We start from the raw sequence: 21,919 nt of genomic DNA on the forward strand, positions 1-21,919 counted from the left end.
CCGGGGGGAAGCGGCGTCGCATCGGGCTGCATTCGGCCCACCATCTGGCCACGGACTTGACGGAGATTTCTCATGCGTGCCGAAGCGCAGGCCCATGTCGACCACATTCAGGCAGCGCTGGATTTGCTGCGCCGGTTCCTCGACTGGGATCGCGCGCTGCGCCGCCTGGATGAGCTGAACGCGCGCGTGGAGGATCCGACGCTGTGGGATGATCCCAAGGCAGCGCAGGATGTGATGCGCGAGCGCCAGCGGCTCGACGCAGCCATCAACGCCACCCGCGCCATCGAATCCGAGATGAACGATACCGTCGAGCTGATCGACATGGCGGATGCCGAGGGCGACGAGGAGATGGCCAATGAGGGCATCGCCGGCCTCGCCGCGCTGGCTGAGCGGGCCGACCGCGACAAGGTGACGGCGCTGCTCTCCGGCGAGGCGGACGGCAACGACACCTATCTGGAAATCCACGCCGGCGCCGGGGGCACCGAGAGCCAGGACTGGGCGGAGATGCTGCTGCGCATGTACCAGCGCTGGGCCGAGAAGCGCGGCTACAAGGTCGAGATGATCGAGTATCAGGCGGGCGAACAAGCGGGCATCAAGTCCGCCACTCTGCTGCTCAAGGGCGAGAATGCCTATGGCTATGCCAAGACCGAGAGCGGCGTGCACCGGCTGGTGCGGATCAGCCCCTATGATAGCTCCGCGAGGCGCCACACCTCGTTCAGCTCGGTGTGGGTCTATCCGGTGATCGACGACAATATCGAGATCGAGATCAAGGAAAGCGACCTCAAGATCGATACCTATCGCGCGTCCGGTGCGGGCGGTCAGCACGTCAACACCACCGATTCCGCGGTCCGCATCACCCACGTGCCGTCCGGCATCATCGTGGCGAGCCAGAACGACCGCTCCCAGCACAAGAACCGCGCTACCGCGATGAACATGCTCAAGGCGCGCCTCTATGAGGCGGAGCTGCAGAAGCGCGAGGCGGAAGCCAACACCGACTATCAGGCCAAGACCGAGATCGGCTGGGGCCACCAGATCCGCTCCTATGTGCTGCAGCCCTATCAGCTGGTGAAGGATCTGCGCACCGGCGTCACCTCCACCGCGCCGGATGACGTGCTGGACGGCGCGCTCGATCCGTTCATGGCGGCCGCGCTCAGCCAGAAGGTGACCGGGGAGAAGGTCGACGTCGAGGATGTCGACTGATGCTGCGCGGGCGGGATGCGCGGCGCTCAGCCGCGCTGGTCCTGCTGCTTGGCCCTGCCTTGCTCTCGGGCTGCGATTCGCTCGCGCCGGCGTCCAGTGGCCGGCCTGACACGGCCGAAGCCTTCCCCCGCGCCGACCGGCCTGTCGCACCGATCATCTCGACGCGCTGGTCCACGGAGGAGGCGCGCGACCGGGTCAACGAGGCCGAGGAGATCATGGACCGCGCCGGCATCGCGCCGGGCATGACCGTAGCCGACATTGGCGCGGGTGAGGGATACTACACCGTGCGGCTCGCCACACGCGTGGGGCCGAGGGGCCGCGTGCTCGGGCAGGACATCATCGCCGAGGTGATCGACCAGCTCGGCCAGCGCGTGACCCGCGAGAATCGGGACAATGTCAGCGTCAAGCTCGGCACGCCGGACGATCCGCGCCTGCCGGAGCACAGCTTCGACCGGGTGCTGATGGTGCACATGTATCATGAGATTGCCGAGCCCTACGCCTTTCTCTGGCGGCTCTATCCCGCGCTCAAGCCTGGCGGGCAGGTGGTGGTCGTCGATATCGATCGCCCGACCGAGCATCATGGCACGCCGCCGGCGCTGCTGCGCTGTGAGTTCGAAGCGATCGGCTTCCGCTTCGTCGGCATGGAAGGCCGGACGGCGGCGGGCGGCTATCTGGCGCGTTTCGAGCCCGGCGAACGCCGTGTCGAGCCGAGCGAAATCAGGCCGTGCCGCTTGGCGCGTCGTGGTCGCCCCGGATAGCCGGCGAGGCGATCAGCCCACCCGGCGCCCGGCCCAGATCACGCGACCGACGATATTGACGAGGGCGGGGTCGACATCCTCCCATGTGGGATAGAGCGGGTTGTCGCTGCGGATCGAGAAGAGCCCGCGGCGGGGCGCCAGCGCGACGCGCTTGACCATCAGCACATCATCCATGCGCAGCACATAAATGCCGTCGCGCAGCCGATCGATGCCGTCGGCCCGATCGACCATGATATCGTCGCCATCGCTGAGCGTCGGCGCCATCGATTCGCCATCGACGCGAATGATGGAGAGCTGATCGGGCTGGCCGCCCAGGGCCCTCAGCCAGCGCATGTCGAAGGCTAGCGCGCCGGCCGCCGCCTCATCCTCGACCAGCGCGCCGACGCCGGCAGAAGCGCCGAGAGCGAGGCGAGGAACCGCGATGAGGCCGCGCGGCAGGGTGGCGCTGTGCCTCATCGGGGCGGGCGCCAGCGCTGAAGAGCCGCCGAGCAGCGCCTCCTCGACGCCGAAGAAGCGGGCGAGCAACTGGCGATCGGCCTCGTCCAGCTTGCGGGGCGAGCCGCGCTTCACGAACTGCTGAATATAGGCCGGATTGCGACCGAGCAGGCGGGAAATGCTGCCATAGCTTTCCCCACGCTCCTGAATCAGCCGCTCCAGATTAGCTCTCGCATCGACGCTGCCCATTGCGGAACACTACACATAGGAATTTTCCTAGACAAGTAGGAAATAACTTTAGAACCTAGGGGTCTTCCTATTGTCGAGTCCAGTGAGGAGGTTCGGTTGGCGATGACGGTCCTGAGATCCATAGAGTTGTTCCTGCGCCGCACAGGCATGGCGGCAACCCGTTTCGGTCGCGAATGCGTGCGCGATCCCCGTTTCGTGCATGATCTGCGTCGGGGGCGTGAACCCTCCGAACGCACGCGGCGCCGCGTAGAACATTTCATGAACATTTATGAAGAAGGTGCGCAATGAGAGCGCTGTTGAGATCCAGGCCGGCTCATTCGTCTGCCATGGCCAGCTCGTTGCCTCGCAAGGCTGCCCCGCCCCGCAGCACGCGGCGCGATTGTCACGGCCGTCTGCTGGCTGCCTTGCAGGCGCTGGCAGGCCCGGGCTGCGCTGTGGAGGATGGCGGACAGCGCCCCTGGTGCAGCGCGACGTTCGTCGGCGCGCAGCATCGGATCGTGCTGCACCTCGCAGGTCCGGATGCGTGGGACAGGGCGACGGCGCTGACCAAGACGTTGCCGAACGCAGAGATCGCCCTTGTCCATCACATTGTCGTCGATCTGGCGGTCGATTCCGTGATGGATGGGCAGGATGGCGGGGTGGAGATGGTGCTGGCGGTCCTCACGATTGAAGATTGGTGACCAGCGTGCGGTGCGGCTTTGTCAGTGGCGGGACTGGATGGTCAGCGCGCGCAGGCGGGCGAGCGCCTCGCTCAGCGCAGCCTGCATCGCGGCGGAGTCCTCCTCCATCGTGTCGCTGCCGACGCGGATGGCAGCCTCATCGCTTATCGGGCGGATGCGGGGCCAGTGCGCAGCGGCCAGCGCGCTGACCTCGAGATCGCTAAGTGGCGCCGGCATGATCGCGCTGAACGACGCCCATGCGGGCAGCGCGTTGGTCTCGGTGACGAGCATGAGGGCCGGGCGGCGCGGCGTCGGCGCTGTCTCCGCCACATCCGGAGTGGCGGGCAGGTCGTCGTTCTTACGAAGGCGAGGCGCCGGCCTTGGGCTCCATGCGGAGGGTACGGCCTGACTCTGAGCCGATGCCTGCGCGCGACTCGTGCGGCCGAACAACCGCGCCAGCAAGCTCGTCACATCCGGCGCGGCCCATGTCAGGCCTGCCCGCATCGTTCTTGTCTGTCCCATGCCGCTTACCCCCTTTGCCTCGATTGGCCCTGCCGTAGCGGTAGCGCGCAGATGGTAAACGAAACGGTAACGATGCGATTTTCGCCGGCATTGACGGGTGCATGCCGCCATGTCAGGCCGGGCGGGAGAGGAGAAACTGGTGTCCGTTCCCGAGAGCCTTCGCCGTGGTTTGCGTCTGCCCGTCATCGGCGCGCCGCTGTTCATCATCTCCAATCCCGATCTGGTGATCGCGCAGTGCAAGGCGGGCATCATCGGTGCCATGCCGTCGCTGAATGCGCGCGCGCCGGACCGCCTCGAGGACTGGCTGGAGCGCATCGTCACCGAACTTGCGGCGCATGATGCCGCCCACCCCGAGGCGCCGGCCGCGCCCTTTGCCGTCAATCTCATCGTTCATCGCTCTAACCCGCGCCTGATGGAGGATCTCGCGATCTGCGCTCGCTTCAAGGTGCCGCTGATCATCACGTCGCTGGGCGCCAATGAGGAGGTGAATGCAGCGGTGAAGGCCTGGGGCGGGCTCGTGTTCCATGACGTCATCAATCAGCGCTTCGCTCACAAGGCGGTCGAAAAGGGCGCGGATGGCCTGATCCTGGTGGCGGCGGGCGCAGGCGGCCATGCCGGCAGCCAGTCGCCTTTCGCGCTGGTGGCAGAGACGCGGGCGTGGTTCGACGGGCCGATCGCCCTTTCCGGCGCCATCGCCACGGGCAGCGGCATCGCTGCCGCGCAGGCGATGGGCGCGGACTTTGCCTATATCGGCTCGGCCTTCATCGCCACGGCGGAAGCGCGGGCCAGCGCCGCCTACAAGCAGGGCATCGTGGACGGGCAGGCGGCGGACATCGTCTATTCGGATTACTTTACGGGAGTCTCCGGCAATTATCTGCGCGCGTCCATCGTCGCACAGGGGCTCGACCCCGACGCGCTGCCCGCAAGCGACCCATCGGCGATGGACTTCGCTGCGGCGACAGGCGCCAAGGCGTGGAAGGACATTTGGGGCGCCGGCCAGGGCATTGGCGCGGTCACCGATGTGGTGCCGGCCGCTACACTCATCGCGCGATTCGCCACGGAATATGAGGATGCGCGCCGCCGCCTTTGCGCATCGTGAAGGCGCGCACGGTGCGCGGGCTGCACGGCGCGCAACGCGCCCGCCCGGCAAAACGCGCCATGGGCCTTGATAATCGGCGACAAACCGGCCAATGGCCCGGCCATGGACAATAGTCGCATCTTTGAAGCGATCGCGCTGCGTCGCTGTCTTTCCGCCCGCTACAACAAGCTGGCGCTCGTGCTCGCGCCGCATGTGCTCTACAAGCGCAACGACAGCTACTTCATCGATGCCATCACCATCACCCGCGACGGCGCCGAGCCGCGCGAACCGAAGGTGGGCAGTTACAATCTGGCTGGCCTGAGCGAACTGGACGTTCTTGAGACCACGTTCGATGTCCACCCGCTGTTCGACCGCATGGACCCGAAATATCGGGAAAACACGCTGTTCATGATCGACGCGGACTGAGTCTGGGTGGGGCGTACGCCCTGAAGACTTCCTCCCGTCCAGGCTCATCTGAGTCGGATGACGCCGCAGCGCCCGCCATTTTTGGCTCCTCTGCATTCCAAGACGGCCCGAGATTTCTGCTGTTTGTAGCCTGTTCCTGTTTCAGAGCGGGCACAGGCTAGTCTTTGGGTGAACGCGCTGAGCAAACTCTGTACAAAATGGCATTTCGCGACCGTAGGTGGTGAGATAAACCGTCAGACCTTGGCGTATCGGCGAAGATGGCAAAATCTCGCGGGCGGCCCTCGATAGGATCTCGATACGAATGCTCCAGAATATGCCTGCGCGCGCTCAACATCTGGCCTCTGCCGATCTGGCCTTCCTGGCTGGCGGGGGCGAGTGCGCTGCGTTGATCAGGGACAGGGACTGGAGCGCCACGCCACTCGGTCCGATCGAAGACTGGGCGCCCTGCCTCAAATGCGCCGTTTCGCTGCTGCTTCGCTCGCAGGTGCCGATCGTGATGTTGTGGGGCGAGGAAGGCGTCATGCTGTATAACGACGCCTATTCCGGCTTCGCGGGCGGGCGCCACCCCGAGCTTCTGGGTTCCAATGTTCGGGAAGGATGGGGCGAGGTCGCCGACTTCAACGACAATGTCATGAAGGTCGGGCTGGCCGGCAAGACGCTCCATTATCGCGATCAGGAATTGACGCTGCACCGCCACGGCCGGCCCGAGCAGGTGTGGATGGACCTCGATTATTCGCCGGTGCTCGATGAGCAGGGGCAACCGGCAGGCGTCATCTGCATTCTCGCCGAAACGACCGAACGCGTTGCGGCTGAGCGCAAGACCGCATTCCTGATGTCGCTGTCCGACGCGTTGCGCCCTTTGACCACGCCGGCCGACGTCATTGCCCTGACGGCGGAACGCCTTGGCGCGTATCTCTCGGCCAGCCGGGTGTTCTACGCGGAAATCACGAACGGCCGCATGACAGTCGAGCGTGATCATCATCGCGGTGTCGGATCGATCGTCGGCGAACATTCGCTCGAAGCCTTCGGCCCGGATCTGCTGAACGCCTATCGCGTCGGCACGCCCGTGGTGGTGCGCGATGTGCAGGCCGACGCGCGCCTGAGCGCCGAGGCAAAGGCCGGCCTTGGCGCGCGCGAGGTTGGCGCCTTTGTGGACGTGGTGCTGTTCGAGGAAAAGCAGTGGGTGGGCTTGCTCGCGGTCCAGAATGCCACGCCGCGCGTGTGGACGGCGGAGGAGGAAACGCTCGTTCAGGAGGTGGGCGAACGCGTCAAGGTCGCCGTGGAGCGCGCGCGCTCGGAGCGGGACCGGCTGTGGACCTTGTCGCAGGATATGCTCGCGCGCGCCGATTTCACCGGCATGATGTCCGCCGTGAGCCCCGCCTGGACGCAGGTGCTCGGCTGGACCGAAGCCGAACTGCTTACCCGCGGTTACGCGACATTCATGCATCCCGAAGACATGCCACCGACGCTGCAAGCCATTGAGCGCATGGCGCAAACCGGGGAGCCCACGCGGTTCGAGAACCGCATTGCGACGCGCGATGGCGGCTGGAAGCATATCGAGTGGACCGTCGCGCCGGAGCCCGATGGCGTGAATTTCGTCGCGGTCGGCCGTGACCTCAGCGAAACCAAGGCTCGCAATGCGGAACTCGAAGCGGCGCGAGATGCGCTGCGGCAGAGCCAGAAGATGGAAGCCATCGGCCAGCTGACCGGCGGCGTCGCGCATGATTTCAACAATCTGCTGATGGCCATCACGAGCAGCCTCTCGCTGCTCGGCAAGCGGATCCCCGATGACCCGATGTCGAAGCGACTCCTCGACAATGCCCAGCAGGGCGCCGAGCGCGGCGCCGCACTGACCCAGCGCATGCTGGCTTTTGCGCGGCGGCAGGACCTCTCGCCCGAACCGGTCAACGTCTCCTCGCTGCTCGACGGGCTCAAGGAACTGGCGCAGCGGACGCTGGGGCCGCTCTGGCCGCTCGAATTTCACGGCGTTGCGAACGGCCCCTTCATCGTCGCCGATGCCAACCAGATCGAGATGGCGCTGCTCAACCTGCTGGTGAATGCGCGCGACGCCTCGCCCGATGGCGGCGCGATCCGGATCGAGACGGATACCAAGCGGATCGCGCCGGGCGAATCGGCCGAACTGGCGCCGGGCAGCTACGTGCGCATTCTGGTCATAGACCAGGGCACGGGGATGGATGCCGAGACGCTGGCGCGGGCGACCGAGCCGTTCTTCACCACCAAGGGCGTCGGCAAGGGAACGGGCCTTGGCCTGTCGATGATCCATGGCCTTGTGCGCCAGCTCGGGGGCACCTTCACCTTGACGAGCGCGCCTGGCATCGGGACGACGGCGGCGCTCTGGTTCCCTGTCTCCAGCGACGATGCCAACCGGCCGGCACGGGAGGCGGAGCCGGCGCTGTCTGCGGACGGCACGGTTCGCCCGCTCAAAATTCTCGCCGTGGACGATGATCCGCTCATCCTGATGAACACGGCGGCGTTTCTGGAAGATCTCGGTCATCAGGTGTGGGAAGCCGATTGTGCGGCCGATGCCCTCAAGATCTTGCGGGACAATCCGGGCATCGACCTGCTCGTCACCGATCAGGCCATGCCGAACATGACCGGCGTGCAGCTTGCCATGCAGCTGATGGCGGAGGACATTCGCCTGCCGATCATCCTCGCCACGGGCTATGGTGAGGTGCCGACGGATAGCGGCCTCAACGTCGTCAAGCTGGGCAAGCCTTTCTCGCAGGGTGAGCTGAAGGCGGCCATCGCCCGCGCCATGGCGGAAGTCCGGCAGGCTCTGTAAGCGCCGGAATCAGCGCTCAGGATGAATGCGGCCGCGCCCGGTCGATCGGGCCGCTGTCGAGCAAAGGCGCTGCGTCGATATGTTCGGCGTCCATCAACATGGCGAGACGCTCGGTCGCGGCGAGGACCATCGCCTGTTCCCAGACGGGCAGGGCTGAAAAGCGCTCGGTAAAGGTCGCCTGAAGGGGATCGGGCGCTTCTGCGAGAGCCGTTTCTCCCGCCGCCAGAACATGCAGATGGAACTGCCGCTTGTCGCGTTCGCTGCGCTCCCGCTGGACAAAGCCCAAGGCGACAAGGCGGTCGACGATCGCCGTGATGGTGGCCTGGCTGAACTGCAGCGATTGGGCAATCGCGCTTGGCGTGGCGGAGGGGGCGGCGGCGATTTCTCGCAGCACCAGCAGTTGCGAGGGGGTGAGGCCCGTGGCCGTGGCGAGCTGGCGGCTGCCGATCTCCGTGGCGCGCAGAATCCGTCGCAAGGCGCGCAAAGTGGATGAAGCAATATCGAGGTTCATGCCGTGTCGATAGCGCAAGGCGCGCCCCACGCCAATTCGCCGGAACGACGGGAGTGGGCGGGTTTATGCTTTATCAGATGAACTAAAATTTGCCTCCTCCGGTTGAAGTGAGCGAGATAAGTGCCATATATGGCGCCGAACGACGCTCTGCACAGCGTCGCGTCTCAGAAAAATAATTCGGGAGATAAACAATCTTTGATCGACAAGCTACAGCGGCTCTTGAGCCGCCAAGGGCTTCTGCGCACTTTTTAGATCGCGAGGGGCGATCTATCTCGCTTCGAAAGCCCGCCGCCACGGACGGGCCTGCCGTCAGTGCCCTGATTGCCGCATCACCGCCGCTGGATGCGAACTCCGCCTATTGCAACCTCCTGCAATGCACCGATTTCGCCGACAGCTGTGCCGTCGCGGAATACGATGGCGCGCTGGCGGGCTGGGTGTCTGGCTATCGTGTGCCGCGCTCGCCCGAGACGTTGTTCGTCTGGCAGGTGGCCATCGCCGCCGCCATGCGGGGCCACGGCCTCGCAGGCCGGATGATCGAGGCCTTGCTGGCGCGCCCGCAGCAGGATGGGGTGACCCACATCACGACCACGATCACGCAGGATAACCGCGCATCCTGGGCGCTGTTCGAAGGACTGGCGCGGCGGTGGAACGTCCCCATCGAGAAGACCGCGCGCTTCGAGCGCGAACCACATTTTGCCGGAGCGCACGCCACCGAGTGGCAGGCACGCCTCGGCCCGCTGTCTCATCTGGCAGCCGCAACAGAAGAAGGAACGCTGACAGCATGACCGCCAACATCTTGCCCCACCCCACGGCCCGCAAACCCGACACCGCCATTTATGAGCGGCGGGAATCCGGCGTGCGCAGCTATGCGCGGGCCATGCCGCGCCAGTTTAACCGCGCACAGGGCGTCTGGATGCACGACAATCAGGGCGGCCGCTATCTCGACTTCCTGTCGGGCTGCTCGACGCTCAACTATGGCCATAATCATCCGGTGCTCAAAAGCGCGCTGGTCGATTATGTCGCCAGCGACGGCATCACCCATGGCCTCGATCTCCACACCGATGCGAAGGCGGATTTTCTCGCCGCGCTGGAGGAGGTTATTCTGCGCCCGCGCGGGCTGGATTATCGGGCCATGTTCACCGGGCCGACCGGCACCAATGCGGTCGAGGCGGCGATCAAGCTGGCCCGCAAGATCACCGGTCGCGAGATGGTGATCGCGTTCACCAACGGCTTCCACGGCATGACGCTGGGCGCGCTCGCCTGCACCGGCAATGCCGCCAAGCGCGGTGGCGCCGGCGTGCCGCTGAGCCATGTCGCGCATGAGCCCTATGATGGCTATCATGGGCCGGACGTCGACACGGCCGAACTGCTGGAACGGCGCCTCTCCGATCCGTCGAGCGGCCTCGATGCGCCGGCTGCCATTCTCGTCGAGACGGTGCAGGGCGAGGGCGGGCTCAATGTCGCGTCGCCGGAATGGCTGCGCAAGATCGCGGCGATCGCCAAGCGCCACGGCGCGCTGCTGATTATCGACGATATTCAGGCGGGCTGCGGCCGCACCGGCAACTTCTTCAGCTTCGAGGGCATGGGCTTCACGCCGGACATCGTGACGATGGCGAAATCGCTCTCCGGCATGGGCCTGCCCTTTGCGCTCACTTTGTTCAGCCCCGCGCTCGATCAATGGTCGCCGGGCGAGCATAATGGCACCTTCCGGGGCAACAACCATGCCTTCGTGACCGCCACCGCCGCGATCCGCCATTTCTGGAGCGACGATGCATTCCAGCGGGACATCGCGCGTCGCGGCGCGCTGCTGGAGCGGCGGCTGGAGGCGATGGCCGCCGAACACGGCCTCTCCACCCGCGGTCGCGGCATGATGCGCGGCATCGATGTCGGATCGGGCGAGGTCGCCGAAACCATCACCGCCGCCTGCTTTGCGCAGGGGCTCATCATCGAAACCAGCGGTGCGCATGACGAGATCGTGAAGGTGCTCGCGCCTCTCGTGATCGACGACGACGTGCTGTCGGCCGGCCTCGACATTCTCGAGGAGAGCATCCGGTCCGCGCTCAGCGTCCCTTATGGCGTCGCCGCAGAGTAAGAGGAGATACGCACTATGATCGTTCGTAAGCTGCAGGACATCCGCAAGACGGACCGCAACGTGAAGTCCAAGGGCTGGGAGAGCGCACGCCTCCTCCTGAAGGACGACGATATGGGCTTTTCCTTCCACGTCACCACCATGCACGCGGGTGAGGAACTGCACATGCACTACCAGAACCATCTGGAGGCGGTGCTGGTCCTCAAAGGCACCGGCACCATCGAGGATCTGGGCACCGGCGTTACGCACAAGCTTTCGCCCGGCGTCATGTACGCCCTCAACGACCATGACCGGCACATCGTGCGCCCGGAGACGGACATATTGTGCGCCTGCACCTTCAATCCGCCGGTGACCGGCAAGGAAGTCCATGACGAACATGGTGCCTATCCCGCCGACCCCAGCGCCCCGCGCGAGCCCGCGCTCGCCGACTGAACCAGCTTTCAACCATTAGAAGGGGGAGAAGCATGCAAGACCTCTACCCATCCCGCCATGACAGCGTGGCGGCCTTTTCGCCGCGCCTCGACCCCGTCGTTCACAGCGACTGGAGCGAGGACTCACCCATCAGCCGCGCACAGGCCGAGCGCTTCGACCGCGACGGCTATCTGGTGCTGGAAGACCTGTTTTCCGACGAGGAAGTCGCGTTCCTCCAGCGCCATGCCGGCAAGCTGCTGGCCGATCCCGATGCGCTGGAAGACGAAACGGTGATCAGCGAGCCGGGCAGCCGCGAGATCCGCTCCATATTCCGCATCCATGCGCAAAGCCCGGTGCTCGGGCGGCTGGCCGCCGATGCCCGCCTGGCCGAGGTCGCCCGCTTCCTGCTGGGCGATGAGGTGTACATCCACCAGTCCCGGCTCAACTATAAGCCCGGTTTTCGCGGCAAGGAATTCTACTGGCACAGCGATTTCGAGACCTGGCATGTGGAAGACGGGATGCCGCGCATGCGGGCCCTGTCCATGTCCGTGCTGCTGGCAGAAAACACGCCGCATAACGGCCCGCTGATGCTGATCCCCGGATCGCATCGCCAGTTCCTCACCTGCGTCGGCGAAACGCCGCAGGACCATTATCGCCAGTCGCTCAAGAAGCAGGAATATGGTGTGCCGGACGAGGACAATCTCGCCGAGCTGGCCGACACGTTCGGTATCGTCGCGCCGACCGGCAAGCCCGGATCCGTGGTGATCTTCGACTGCAACATCATGCATGGGTCGAACGGCAACATCACGCCCTTCCCGAGGGCCAATGCCTTTCTGGTCTACAATGCCGTCTGCAACCGGCTGGTCGCGCCGTTCGGCGTCGAGACGCCGCGCCCGGCCTTCATTGCCGCGCGGGGCGAGCCGCAGGCGATCACGCCTGTGAAGGGACCATTGATGGAGGAGGCGCTGGCATGAGCCATAGTGTGGAAAAGATCGGCGGCACATCCATGGCCGCCACGACGACGTTGTTCGACAATGTGCTGATCGCCGGCCGCAAGGGCGCCGATCTCTACAACCGCATCTTCGTCGTCTCGGCCTATGCCGGCATGACCGACCTGCTGCTGGAGCACAAGAAGAGCGGCGAGCCGGGGGTCTATGCCCGCTTCGTCGCGGATGACGATGCCGATGGCTGGCGCCACGCGATGAACGCGGTGCGCGACGCGATGAAGACGCGCAACGCCGGGATGTTCGTGCGCGAAGAAAGCCTCGCCGAAGCGGATGCCTTTGTCGAGATGCGGATCGCCACCGTCTCAGCCTGCCTCGATGATCTGGCGCGGCTGCGCAGCCATGGCCGCTTCTGCCTCAAGGAGCAGCTGGTGACGGTGCGCGAGCTGCTGGCGGGCCTCGGCGAGGCGCACAGCGCGCATTCAACGGCGCTGCTGCTGCGCGACCGGGGCGTCAACGCCGCGTTCGTCGACCTCACCTTGTGGGACCAGCAGGACATGCGTGAACTGGACGAGCGCATCCTGCAGGCCTTCGCGTCCATCGATCTCACGACCACCCTGCCTATCGTGACCGGCTATGCGGGGTGCAGCGAGGGCATGGTGCGGCTCTATGCCCGTGGCTATTCGGAAATGACCTTCTCGCGCATCGCGGTGCTGACCGGCGCGCGGGAGGCCGTGATCCACAAGGAATTCCACCTTTCGAGCGCCGACCCGCGCCTCGTCGGGACGGACAAGGCCCGCAAGATCGGCCGCACCAATTATGACGTTGCCGATCAGCTCGCCAATCTGGGCATGGAGGCCATTCACCCCGGCGCCGGGCGGGGCTTGCGCCAGACGGAAATCCCGCTGCGCGTGCGCAATACCTTCGACCGGGAGGATGGCGGCACGCTCATCTGCGGCAAATATGTCTCCGATACGCCGCGCGTCGAAATCGTGACCGGCGTGCGCCAGGCGCAGGCTTTGCAGTTCTTCGAGCAGGATATGGTCGGGGTGAAGGGCTATGACGCCGCGATCCTCGAGGCGTTGACTCGCCATGGCGCGTGGATCGTCAGCAAGGCTTCCAATGCCAACACGATCACCCATTATCTCTCGACGGATGCGCCGACGGTGAAGCGCGTGATCGCCGATCTGCAGGGGCGCTACCCGGATGCGGCGATCTCGGCCCAGCCAGTGGCGATCGTCTCGGTGATCGGCAGCGATATCTCGCGGGCGGGGCTGCTCGCCGATGCCTTGCGCGCGCTCGCGGATGAAGGCGTGCCGATCATCGCGATGCAGCACCAGATCCGCAATGTCGACGTGCAGTTCGTCGTCGCGGTCGAGGATTATGACACGGCGGTGGGCGCGTTGCACCGTGCCCTGGTGGAAGGTGACGCGGCCATGACGGAGGGCCGGCGCGCGGCCTGATCCGCGCGCTGCTCCATTCCTGATGCTCACCGCGATCCAGCCCGTCCGCAGCCTCCTGCTCGCCATCTTCATGCTGATGGCGGGCAGTGGCTTTTTGTCGACGCTGATCAGCCTGCGGCTGGAGCGGGCCGGGGCGGGCACGATCGTGATCGGCGTGGTGGCCACGGCCTATTTCGCCGGGCTGGTCGTCGGCGCGCTGCGGGCCGGCGAGATCGTCCGGCGGGTGGGGCATATCCGCGCCTTTGCGGTGTTCGTCTCGCTGCTTTCGGCGAGCACGCTTTCTTATGCCCTCATCCAGTCCGCGCCGTTCTGGGCAGGCCTGCGCCTGATCGACGGCCTGTGCGTGGCCGGGGTCTTCATCTGCCTCGAAAGCTGGCTCAACGACCGGGCGGAGATGGAGACGCGCGGCAGCATCCTCGCGGCTTATATGGTCGCGCTCTATCTCGGGCAGGCAGTGGGCCAGCTGCTGCTCGGTGCCAGTGGTACGCTGCCGGCCGCGCCGTTTCTGCTCGCGTCCATTCTCATTTCGCTGGCGATCATTCCGCTCTGCCTCACCCGCAGCAGCGCGCCGGCGCCGGTGGATGCGGAGGCCTTCACGATACGAGGACTCTACGCAGCCTCGCCGCTGGGCACGGTCGGTGCGGTGGCGACCGGCCTGATGCTCGGCGCCTTTTACGGCATGGCGGCAGTCCATGTACGGCGGCTGGGGCTGGACCTGAGCGCGACGGCCACGTTCATGATGATCGTGATCCTCGGCGGCGTGGCCCTGCAATGGCCGCTGGGCCGCCTGTCCGACCGGCTGGACCGGCGGCGCGTCATCGTCGGCTGCTTCACCGCGACGCTGGTCGTCAGCCTGATGCTCGCCACGCTGGCATCGCGCGGGCTGGACCTGCTGGTGCTCGGCGCCTTATTCGGTGGGCTGAGCTTTGCGCTGTATCCGCTCTGCGTCGCGCACTGCAACGACCGGTTGCTGGCGGCCGAGCGCGTCGCGGCGAGCGGGCGGCTGGTGCTGCTCTACTCGGCCGGCGCTGCCGCCGGTCCGCTGGGTGCGGCGCTGCTGATGAGCGCGGCGCCCGTGGGCGGCCTGTTCTTCTTCATCGCGCTGTGCGCGGGCCTGACGCTCGCTTTCGGCCTCTGGCGGCAGGCATCGACCCCGCCTGTGCCGGCGCCCGACCAGCAGGATTTCCAGATCGTCCCGCGCACCACCCCCATGGCCTCGCTGCTGGACCCCAACACTGTCGACGGACACACCGAATGACCGCATCCCCCCTGCCAGCCTCCCCCGACCAGCCGGTCGAGACTGCCACGCTGCGCCGCGCGATCGCGGCCTCGGCATTGGGCAACGCCACCGAATGGTTCGATTACGGCATCTATGCCTATGGGGTGACCTATATCTCGGCTGCGCTCTTCCCGGGCGATCTGGATGATGCGGTGCTGTTCGCGCTCGCGACCTTCGCCATCTCCTTTCTGGTGCGTCCGCTCGGCGGGCTGTTCTGGGGACCGCTGGGCGACCGGCTGGGGCGCAAGTCGGTCCTCGCGTTCACGATTCTGCTGATGTCGGGCGCCACCCTCGCGGTCGGGCTCATCCCGTCCTATGCCAGCATCGGCCTCTGGGCGCCGGTGCTGCTCATCCTGCTGCGGATGGTGCAGGGCTTCTCGACGGGCGGCGAATATGGCGGCGCGGCGACTTTCATGGCGGAATATGCGCCCGACAAAAGGCGCGGCTTTTACGGCAGCTTTCTCGAATTCGGCACGCTGGCCGGCTTCTCCTTCGGCGCGATCCTCATGCTGAGCTTCTCGATGCTGCTGGGGGAGGCGCAAATGTATGAATGGGGCTGGCGCATTCCGTTCCTGGTGGCGGGGCCGATGGGGCTTGTCGGCATGTATCTGCGCTCGCGCATGGAGGACACGCCGGTCTTCCGCGCTCATGAGAGCGAAGAGCGGCCGTCGGTCTCGCTCCGCCAGCTCATGCACAGCCACTGGCGCCCGATGCTGGTCGTGGGCGGACTGGTCGTCGCGCTCAATGTCGTCAACTATACGCTGCTCAGCTACATGCCGACCTATCTCGAGCGGCGCATCGGCCTCACCGCGCAACATGCGCTGATCGTGCCGATTATCGGCATGCTGTTCATGATGCTGTTCCTGCCCTTCGCCGGGTCGCTCTCGGATCGGATCGGGCGCAAACCAATGTGGCGCTTCTCGCTCATCGGCCTGCTGGTCTGTGTTGTGCCGCTCTATCTGCTCATGGGCACGGGCTTCCTCGGCGCCACGATTGCATTCGTGTTGCTCGGCCTCCTCTATGTGCCCCAGCTGGCGACGATTTCGGCGACATTCCCGGCGCTGTTCCCAACCGCCGCGCGGTTCGCGGGCTTCGCCATCGCCTATAATGTCTCCACCTCCATCTTCGGCGGCACGGCGCCGGCCATCGGCAGCGGCCTGATCACGCTGACCGGGAACGAGCTGATGCCGGCCTTCTATATGATGCTGGCCTGTCTGGTCGGGCTGGTTGCCCTGCACTTCATGCCGGAGACGGCAGGCCGCTCGCTTCATGAAGATGTTTTTGCTCGCGGTGACCGCCCCGGGAGGCCGACGCGCCACTGACAATTCTCGAATCGAGAATGCACCGCCAAAGCTACATGGCCTTCTGAACTGGTCCTCTCGCGCGTACCGCAGATGCTATCGCGCTCAGCCCCGACGGGAATCGTGTCGAACCCAGCTCTACTGGTTCGAATCTTCGGTCTGGCGATGCGCAAAAAGAGCTTGAGCAGGGAGAGGATCAGATGAAAGCTATCAGCGCAGCCCGTTCGCGGTTCCATTTGGGCGTTTGCATTGCGGCCATGGTATGCCCCCTCAGCGGCGCCTTGGCGCAGGTGAGCGACGATGCCGCCGAGCCGGCGACGGCTCAGATTACGAGCGCGCAGCCGGAAGGCACCGGTGCGGCCTCTTCTGCCGGCGCAGCGGCCGATCAGGACATCGTCGTCACCGGCTCACGCATTCAGGCGAGCGGGTTCACGGCGCCGACCCCGACCTCGGTCATCAGCACCGCGCAAATTCAATCCGTGGCGCCGACGCGGGTCGATGACGCGCTCCGCCTCATCCCGGCCTTCTCGACGACGGGCAACGGCGTTGCGCGGGCCTTGTCATCCGCGACGGTGGTTGCCGATCTGCGCAATGTCGGCGCGCAGCGCACGCTGGTGCTGGTGGATGGCCGCCGCCATGTCGCGACTGCGCCGGAGGGTACGGTCGACCTCGGCGTCATCCCGGCCATTCTCATCGAACGCACGGAAGTCGTCACCGGCGGCGCCTCGGCGTCCTGGGGGTCGGACGCCGTGTCCGGCGTGATCAACCTCATTCTCAAGTCCAAACTCCAAGGCGTCGAGGGCACGGTTCAGAGCGGCATTTCGCAATATGGCGATGCCCAGAACGTGCTGGCAGGGCTGGCGGCCGGAACCAGCTTTGGCGGCGGGCGCGGCCATATTCTGATCGGCGGCGAATATTCCAAGAATGAGGGGATCGGCCAGACGCCCTATCGTCCGCGCCCCTGGGTGAGCCGTGGCGTCGCCGGCAACTCGGCTTATGCGCAAAATGGCCTGCCTGCGACCATCTACGCGGACGACGTGCGCCGCACCGACCTGTGGGAAGGTGGCCTGATCACCAGCGGTCCGCTGCGTGGCACGACCTTCCTCCCGGGGCAGCAGACCGGCCAGTTCGGCTATGGCGAAGTCTTCGGCAACCGGATGATCGGCGGCACGAGCAACTACACCGAGATCATCAATCCGGGCGGCAACCTCCAGCAGCCGGTCGAGCGCTATTCGGCGATGGCCCGCGTCTCCTATGAGGTGGTAGACAACCTCACTCTGTTTGCGGAAGGCAGCTTCGCGCGGTCGATCACCAATGGCTATTTCGCCGAGCCGCGCCAGCAGGGCTCCGTCACCGGCAACCCCACCTGTTCGGCGACCACCATTCCCGGCGGGCAGACCGGCAATGTGCTGGTGCCGATCACCAACCCCTATCTGAGCGACGACTTCCGCACGCGTGCGCTTGCCGCCGGCGTCACCTGCTTCAACTTCGGTCGCTCTCTGCGTGAGCAGGGCCTGGGCGCCGTGCGCGGACATGTCGGTTCGCCGTCGGTCTATCGCGGGGTCGTCGGCGTGGAAGGCACGCTCGGGGACTGGTCGTTCGATGCTTATTACCAATATGGCCGCAATCACTTCGTCCAGGAGTATGTCGGCCAGATCAACATGATCAATTATCGCAAGGCGATCGACGCCGTGCGCTCTGGCAGCAACATCGTTTGTCGCGTGAATGCCGATGCCAATCCGCTCAATGACGACCCGGCGTGCGCGCCGCTCAATCTGTTTGGCTTTGGATCGCCTTCGCAGGAAGCCATTGCCTACATCACAGGCACGTCGCGCTTCGACCTCATCACCAAGCAGCAAGTCGCTGCGTTCAGCGCTAATGGTGCGCTGTTCGAGGGCTGGGCCGGCCCGATCAACGCCGCGTTCGGCGCGGAGTATCGCGAAGAGTCGATCGATGCGACGGTGGACGCCATTTCGCAGGCCGGCCAGTGGCAGAGCGGCGCGCGCCAGCCGATCTCCGGCAGCTACAATGTGAAGGAAGTGTTCGGCGAACTGGCGATCCCGCTGTTGAAGGATCTGCCGTTCATTCGCTCGTTCGATCTCAACCTCGCCGCGCGCTACACGGATTACAGCACATCGGGTGGCGTCACGACCTGGAAGGTCGGCGGCACGTGGGAATTGTCGAGCGAGCTGCGGCTTCGCGCCACGCGGTCCCGCGACATCCGGGCGGGCAATTTTGCCGAGCTGTTCGCGCCGACGACGGTGGCGCGCCAGAACATTCGCGATCCGCGCCGGTCGACCAACTACACGGTCGAGGTCGCATCTCTGGGCAATCCCAATCTCGATCCTGAAAAAGCCGATACGCTCACGGCGGGCATCGTCTATCAGCCCCGCTGGCTGGACGGCCTGCGTCTCTCGGTCGATTATTACGATATCGACATCAAGGGCGTGATCGGGACGATCTCCGCGAACGAGGTGCTTGAGCGCTGTTATGTGGACGGCATTTCCGACTTCTGCAGTCTCGTCACGACCTCTGGCGGTGCCCCGGCCGGCGACATCACCGGTGTGACGGTCCGCTTCGAGAATCTGGATCGCCTGAAGACCAAGGGCGTCGACTTCGAAGCCGCCTATCGCTCCTCGCTGGAGAACATCTTCGGTCAGGGCGCCGGGTCGCTCTCCATTCGCCTGCTGGGGACATATCTGGACACATTGGCCACCACGGCCGTGTCCACCGCCAGCACGGAAGAACGGGCAGGCGAATATGTGACGCCGCACTGGCGCGTGTCCGGCCTCGTCACGCATGAACTGGGCCGCCTGACGAGCACGCTGGACCTGCGCTGGCTGCAGGGCGGCAAGATCGACAATGATTTCGTTGTCGGGACTGGCACGCTGAACAGCATCAACTTCAACGATACGAAGAACACCTTCTACACCAACGCGACGTTCACGGTCGATGTCTCGCGGGACGCCGATCGGAGCCGGGAGATGTTCATTCGCCTGAACAACATCTTCAATGTCGCGCCGCCCTTCCCGGATCAGGCATCGCCCTTGTTCGATCAGGTCGGGCGCGCATTCCGCGTCGGTCTGCGGTTCAAGATGTAAGGGCGCCCGCGCTTCACCAACACTCATGGGATGGCGCCCGCAGCGCCATCCCTCCCCAGAAAGGATATGGTTCGCCGATTATGGACAGACCTAAAGTTCAGGAAGTTCGCCAGTCGGAGGATCGTTTTCTGGCCTCTGACGTGTTCGAGACGGGTGGCCGGGTGCTGCCGCGGGCCAATGGCACGGGGACCTGGGTCGAGCCCGCGCGCGAGATCCCGGTGTATCATAGCTGCGACGTGCTGGTGGTCGGCGGCGGGCCTTCGGGCACGGCGGCGGCATGGGCGGCGGCGCAGGCCGGGGCCGATGTGGTGCTGATGGAGCGCTATAATCATCTGGGCGGCCTTTCCACCGGCGGCCTCGTCATCTGGATCGACCGGATGACCGATTGGACCGGCCGCCAGGTCATCCAGGGCTTTGCCAATGATGTGCTCGGGCGCCTGCCCGCCGCGGGCCTCGCCGGGCCGCCGCGCGCCGACTGGGGCTCGCGCGATCCCAAGAAGGCGAGCTACTGGGGCCAGCGCACTGCGGCCTTCCACGGCACGGTCTGCTGGTCGCCCACGCTCGATCCCGAGCGGTTGAAGCTGATCAGCCAGGAGATGCTGCTGGCGGCCGGCGTGCGGCTGGTGTTCCACAGCTGGGCAGCAGTGCCGATGGTCGCCGACGGCAAGGTCGAGGGCGTGGTGTTCGAATCCAAGGCCGGGCGTCAGGCGCTGCGGGCCAAGGTGGTGGTCGATACCACCGGCGATGGCGACATCTTCGCGCGCGCCGGCGCCGAGTTCGACACCGATATCGAGGAAGGCGACGTCCACCACAGCGCCAACACCGGCTTCATGCTGGGCGGTGTGGACATGGACCGCTGGCTGGCGTTCCGCGCCAATGAGCCCGAGCAATATGCCGAGTTCGCCAAGCTCGGCCGTGAGCGGCTCGGCTTCTTCCAGCCGCCTTATGTCTCCTGGCGCAACGACATCGCGCTGTTCCTCGGCCCACGCCAGTCCGGCCTGTCGGCGCTGGATGTCGACGACCAGACCGAGCTGGAGATCCGCTCGCACCGGTTCATGCAGACGCATTGCGAATTCTTCCTCGCCCATGCGCCGGGGTTCGAGCAATGCTATATGCTGCAGAGCGGCTCGCAGCTTGGCGTGCGGCACACAAGGCGTCTGGCCGGCATGGGCAAGATCCTGCGCAGCCAGTGGGCCGATGGCATTGCGCTGCCTGACGAGGTCGGGGTCAGCCCCTCGGTCAGCCTCAAATATCCGGTGATCTCGGTGCCCTATGGTGCGTTGGTGCCGCGCAAGCTCGATGGCCTGCTCGCAGGTGGCAAGCACATCAGCTGCGATGCCAACTCGCATGGCTTCATGCGCGAGATCCCGCAATGCTGGCTGACCGGACAGGCCGCTGGCGCCGCAGCCGCGCTCAGCGTGAACGCCGGCGTCCAGCCCCGCGCGCTCGATGTGACCAGCCTGCAGGCAGAGTTGCGCAGGCAGGGCGTGTTCCTGCATGACCAGCCCGGTGAGATGAGCCAGACAGCGCAGGCAGCCAGCCGGCAGGCCTGAGGCGCCCATAGAGACGATGGAGAGGATCAGAGAGATGCGCAGCGGTAACAGGACGAAGCGAATATATGCCGGGTTGCTGGCCGGTCTCCTGATCTCTCCGATCCTCGCCAGTACCTCTCCCGCGACGGCTCAGGCGCCGACATCGCGCTCGACCGAGAGCGTCAAAGTCTCGGCTGTGGTGGCGGAGCGCATCGGCTCAGGCCCCGTCATCTATCCGGACATGCCGGGGCTGGAAGGCGATCTGGGCAACAATATCAACGGCCCCTCGGTGATCCGGGTGCCGAGCTGGATCAAGAATCCGCTCGGCAAATATTATATGTATTTCGGCCATCACCGCGGCGGTTACATCCGCCTGGCTTATGCCGATCGGCCCGAAGGCCCCTGGACCGTCTATAAAGATGGCACATTGCGGCTGGAGCAGACCTCGGCGCTGCACCACATCTCGTCTCCCGATGCCGTCGTGGATGAAGAGAATAAACGGATCGTGCTCTATTATCATGGCGCCACCGAGATGCCCGGCGGCGACTATGGCGGCCGGCCCTACGCCCAGCGCAGCTTTGTTGCGACGTCGCCAGATGGTCTGAGCTTTACCGCTGCGTCCGGCGCGTTCGGGGCGCCCTATATTCGCGTGTTCAGTTACAAGGGCAGCAGCTACGGCCTGGGCATGGCCGACAAGGCGAGCGCCTATCCGGTCTGGCTGCGCAGTGGCCAGTTCTTCCGGTCGGCATCGCTCCTGCCGCCGTTCGAAGCCGGCCCGCGCATTCTCGATGAGATGCGTCATGCCGGCGTGACGCGCATCGGCGATACGCTGCATGTCTTCTACACCAATGTAGGGGACTCGCCCGAACGCATCCTCCATGCCAGCGTCGATCTGCGGCCCGACTGGTCGGAGTGGACAGCCTCGACGCCAACGGAAGTGATGCGCCCGGAAAAGGCCTATGAAGGCGCCAATCTGCCTTTGGTCTCCTCGCGCGGGGGCATGGCGACGGGCGCGGAGCATGCCTTGCGTGATCCCGGCGTTTTCAACGACGATGGCCGCATCTATCTCTATTATGCCGTCTCCGGCGAGAAGGGGATTGCGGTGGCGCGAGTGACTTTCAAATGATGACGCGCGGGCGGCCATTCGTGAGCGCGCCC

Annotated in this window: 20 protein-coding genes; 17 read left to right on the forward strand and 3 right to left on the reverse strand. The window is 65.4% G+C overall.

Going from position 1 to position 21,919, the window contains the following annotated elements; all coding sequences use genetic code 11:
* Positions 1–72: 72 nt before the first annotated feature.
* Both prfB and M2332_RS11750 read left to right on the forward strand, forming a co-directional pair.
* Positions 73–1,200, forward strand: coding sequence for a peptide chain release factor 2 (prfB, locus tag M2332_RS11745; protein WP_181560842.1), 1,128 nt, complete (start codon positions 73–75; stop codon positions 1,198–1,200).
* Complete coding sequence (locus tag M2332_RS11750) at positions 1,200–1,958, forward strand: class I SAM-dependent methyltransferase (RefSeq protein WP_264571472.1); 759 nt, start codon at positions 1,200–1,202, stop codon at positions 1,956–1,958. The genes prfB and M2332_RS11750 overlap by 1 nt, the downstream gene beginning before the upstream one ends.
* Before the next feature lie 12 nt (positions 1,959–1,970).
* Here M2332_RS11750 and M2332_RS11755 read toward each other — a convergent pair whose 3' ends face one another.
* Entirely contained in the window at positions 1,971–2,642 is a 672-nt protein-coding gene (locus tag M2332_RS11755) for a helix-turn-helix transcriptional regulator (protein ID WP_264574173.1), read from the reverse strand.
* A gap of 102 nt (positions 2,643–2,744) precedes the next feature.
* On the opposite strand from M2332_RS11755, the gene M2332_RS11760 reads away from it, so the two are divergent.
* Both M2332_RS11760 and M2332_RS11765 read left to right on the forward strand, forming a co-directional pair.
* The gene (locus M2332_RS11760; protein WP_181561545.1) at positions 2,745–2,930 is read left to right on the forward strand and encodes a hypothetical protein; all 186 of its coding nucleotides are present in this window, start codon (positions 2,745–2,747) and stop codon (positions 2,928–2,930) included.
* A gap of 38 nt (positions 2,931–2,968) precedes the next feature.
* Positions 2,969–3,322 (forward strand): hypothetical protein, encoded by a 354-nt coding sequence (locus M2332_RS11765; RefSeq protein WP_264574174.1) that lies wholly within the window; start codon positions 2,969–2,971, stop codon positions 3,320–3,322.
* Between the two features lie 21 nt (positions 3,323–3,343).
* On the opposite strand, the gene M2332_RS11770 is transcribed toward M2332_RS11765, so the two are convergent.
* A complete protein-coding gene (locus tag M2332_RS11770) occupies positions 3,344–3,823 on the reverse strand; it encodes a hypothetical protein (protein ID WP_264574175.1) in 480 nt (159 codons plus the stop codon).
* A 139-nt stretch (positions 3,824–3,962) separates the two neighbouring features.
* On the opposite strand from M2332_RS11770, the gene M2332_RS11775 reads away from it, so the two are divergent.
* The 3 genes from M2332_RS11775 to M2332_RS11785 all read left to right on the forward strand — a co-directional run bounded on the left by M2332_RS11775 (position 3,963) and on the right by M2332_RS11785 (position 8,130).
* Positions 3,963–4,922, forward strand: a complete 960-nt coding sequence (locus M2332_RS11775; RefSeq protein WP_264574176.1) for an NAD(P)H-dependent flavin oxidoreductase — start codon at positions 3,963–3,965, stop codon at positions 4,920–4,922.
* 102 nt (positions 4,923–5,024) lie between these two features.
* A complete protein-coding gene (locus M2332_RS11780) occupies positions 5,025–5,327 on the forward strand; it encodes a hypothetical protein (protein WP_181560836.1) in 303 nt (100 codons plus the stop codon).
* Positions 5,328–5,640: 313 nt separating this feature from the next.
* Positions 5,641–8,130, forward strand: a complete 2,490-nt coding sequence (locus tag M2332_RS11785) for a PAS domain S-box protein (RefSeq protein WP_264574177.1) — start codon at positions 5,641–5,643, stop codon at positions 8,128–8,130.
* Between the two features lie 16 nt (positions 8,131–8,146).
* Here M2332_RS11785 and M2332_RS11790 read toward each other — a convergent pair whose 3' ends face one another.
* Positions 8,147–8,641 carry a MarR family winged helix-turn-helix transcriptional regulator gene (locus M2332_RS11790; RefSeq protein WP_264574178.1) on the reverse strand — a complete coding sequence of 165 codons (495 nt, stop codon included), beginning with the start codon at positions 8,639–8,641 and terminating at the stop codon, positions 8,147–8,149.
* Between the two features lie 269 nt (positions 8,642–8,910).
* Between M2332_RS11790 and ectA the strand changes: the two genes are divergently transcribed.
* The 10 genes from ectA (at position 8,911) to M2332_RS11840 (ending at position 21,887) form a co-directional block, all read left to right on the forward strand.
* A complete protein-coding gene (ectA, locus tag M2332_RS11795; protein WP_264574961.1) occupies positions 8,911–9,426 on the forward strand; it encodes a diaminobutyrate acetyltransferase in 516 nt (171 codons plus the stop codon).
* Entirely contained in the window at positions 9,423–10,733 is a 1,311-nt protein-coding gene (gene ectB / locus M2332_RS11800) for a diaminobutyrate--2-oxoglutarate transaminase (protein ID WP_264574179.1), read from the forward strand. The genes ectA and ectB overlap by 4 nt, the downstream gene beginning before the upstream one ends.
* 15 nt (positions 10,734–10,748) lie before the next feature.
* A complete protein-coding gene (locus M2332_RS11805) occupies positions 10,749–11,162 on the forward strand; it encodes an ectoine synthase (RefSeq protein ID WP_264574180.1) in 414 nt (137 codons plus the stop codon).
* A 32-nt stretch (positions 11,163–11,194) separates the two neighbouring features.
* Positions 11,195–12,115 (forward strand): ectoine hydroxylase, encoded by a 921-nt coding sequence (gene thpD / locus M2332_RS11810; protein ID WP_264574181.1) that lies wholly within the window; start codon positions 11,195–11,197, stop codon positions 12,113–12,115.
* Entirely contained in the window at positions 12,112–13,548 is a 1,437-nt protein-coding gene (locus M2332_RS11815) for an aspartate kinase (protein ID WP_264574182.1), read from the forward strand. Before thpD ends, M2332_RS11815 begins: the two co-directional genes overlap by 4 nt.
* 22 nt (positions 13,549–13,570) lie before the next feature.
* On the forward strand, positions 13,571–14,806 hold the full coding sequence (locus tag M2332_RS11820; RefSeq protein ID WP_264574183.1) for an MFS transporter: 1,236 nt from the start codon (positions 13,571–13,573) through the stop codon (positions 14,804–14,806).
* Complete coding sequence (locus M2332_RS11825; RefSeq protein WP_264574184.1) at positions 14,803–16,149, forward strand: MFS transporter; 1,347 nt, start codon at positions 14,803–14,805, stop codon at positions 16,147–16,149. The genes M2332_RS11820 and M2332_RS11825 overlap by 4 nt, the downstream gene beginning before the upstream one ends.
* A gap of 236 nt (positions 16,150–16,385) precedes the next feature.
* The gene (locus tag M2332_RS11830; protein ID WP_264574185.1) at positions 16,386–19,229 is read left to right on the forward strand and encodes a TonB-dependent receptor plug domain-containing protein; all 2,844 of its coding nucleotides are present in this window, start codon (positions 16,386–16,388) and stop codon (positions 19,227–19,229) included.
* Positions 19,230–19,309: 80 nt separating this feature from the next.
* Positions 19,310–20,782, forward strand: a complete 1,473-nt coding sequence (locus M2332_RS11835; RefSeq protein WP_264574186.1) for an FAD-dependent oxidoreductase — start codon at positions 19,310–19,312, stop codon at positions 20,780–20,782.
* A gap of 34 nt (positions 20,783–20,816) precedes the next feature.
* Positions 20,817–21,887, forward strand: coding sequence for a hypothetical protein (locus M2332_RS11840; RefSeq protein ID WP_264574187.1), 1,071 nt, complete (start codon positions 20,817–20,819; stop codon positions 21,885–21,887).
* The last annotated feature ends 32 nt before the right edge of the window (positions 21,888–21,919 follow it).

It is taken from the genome of Sphingobium sp. B11D3A (genome assembly GCF_025961695.1).
In the GTDB taxonomy this organism is placed as follows: domain Bacteria; phylum Pseudomonadota; class Alphaproteobacteria; order Sphingomonadales; family Sphingomonadaceae; genus Sphingobium.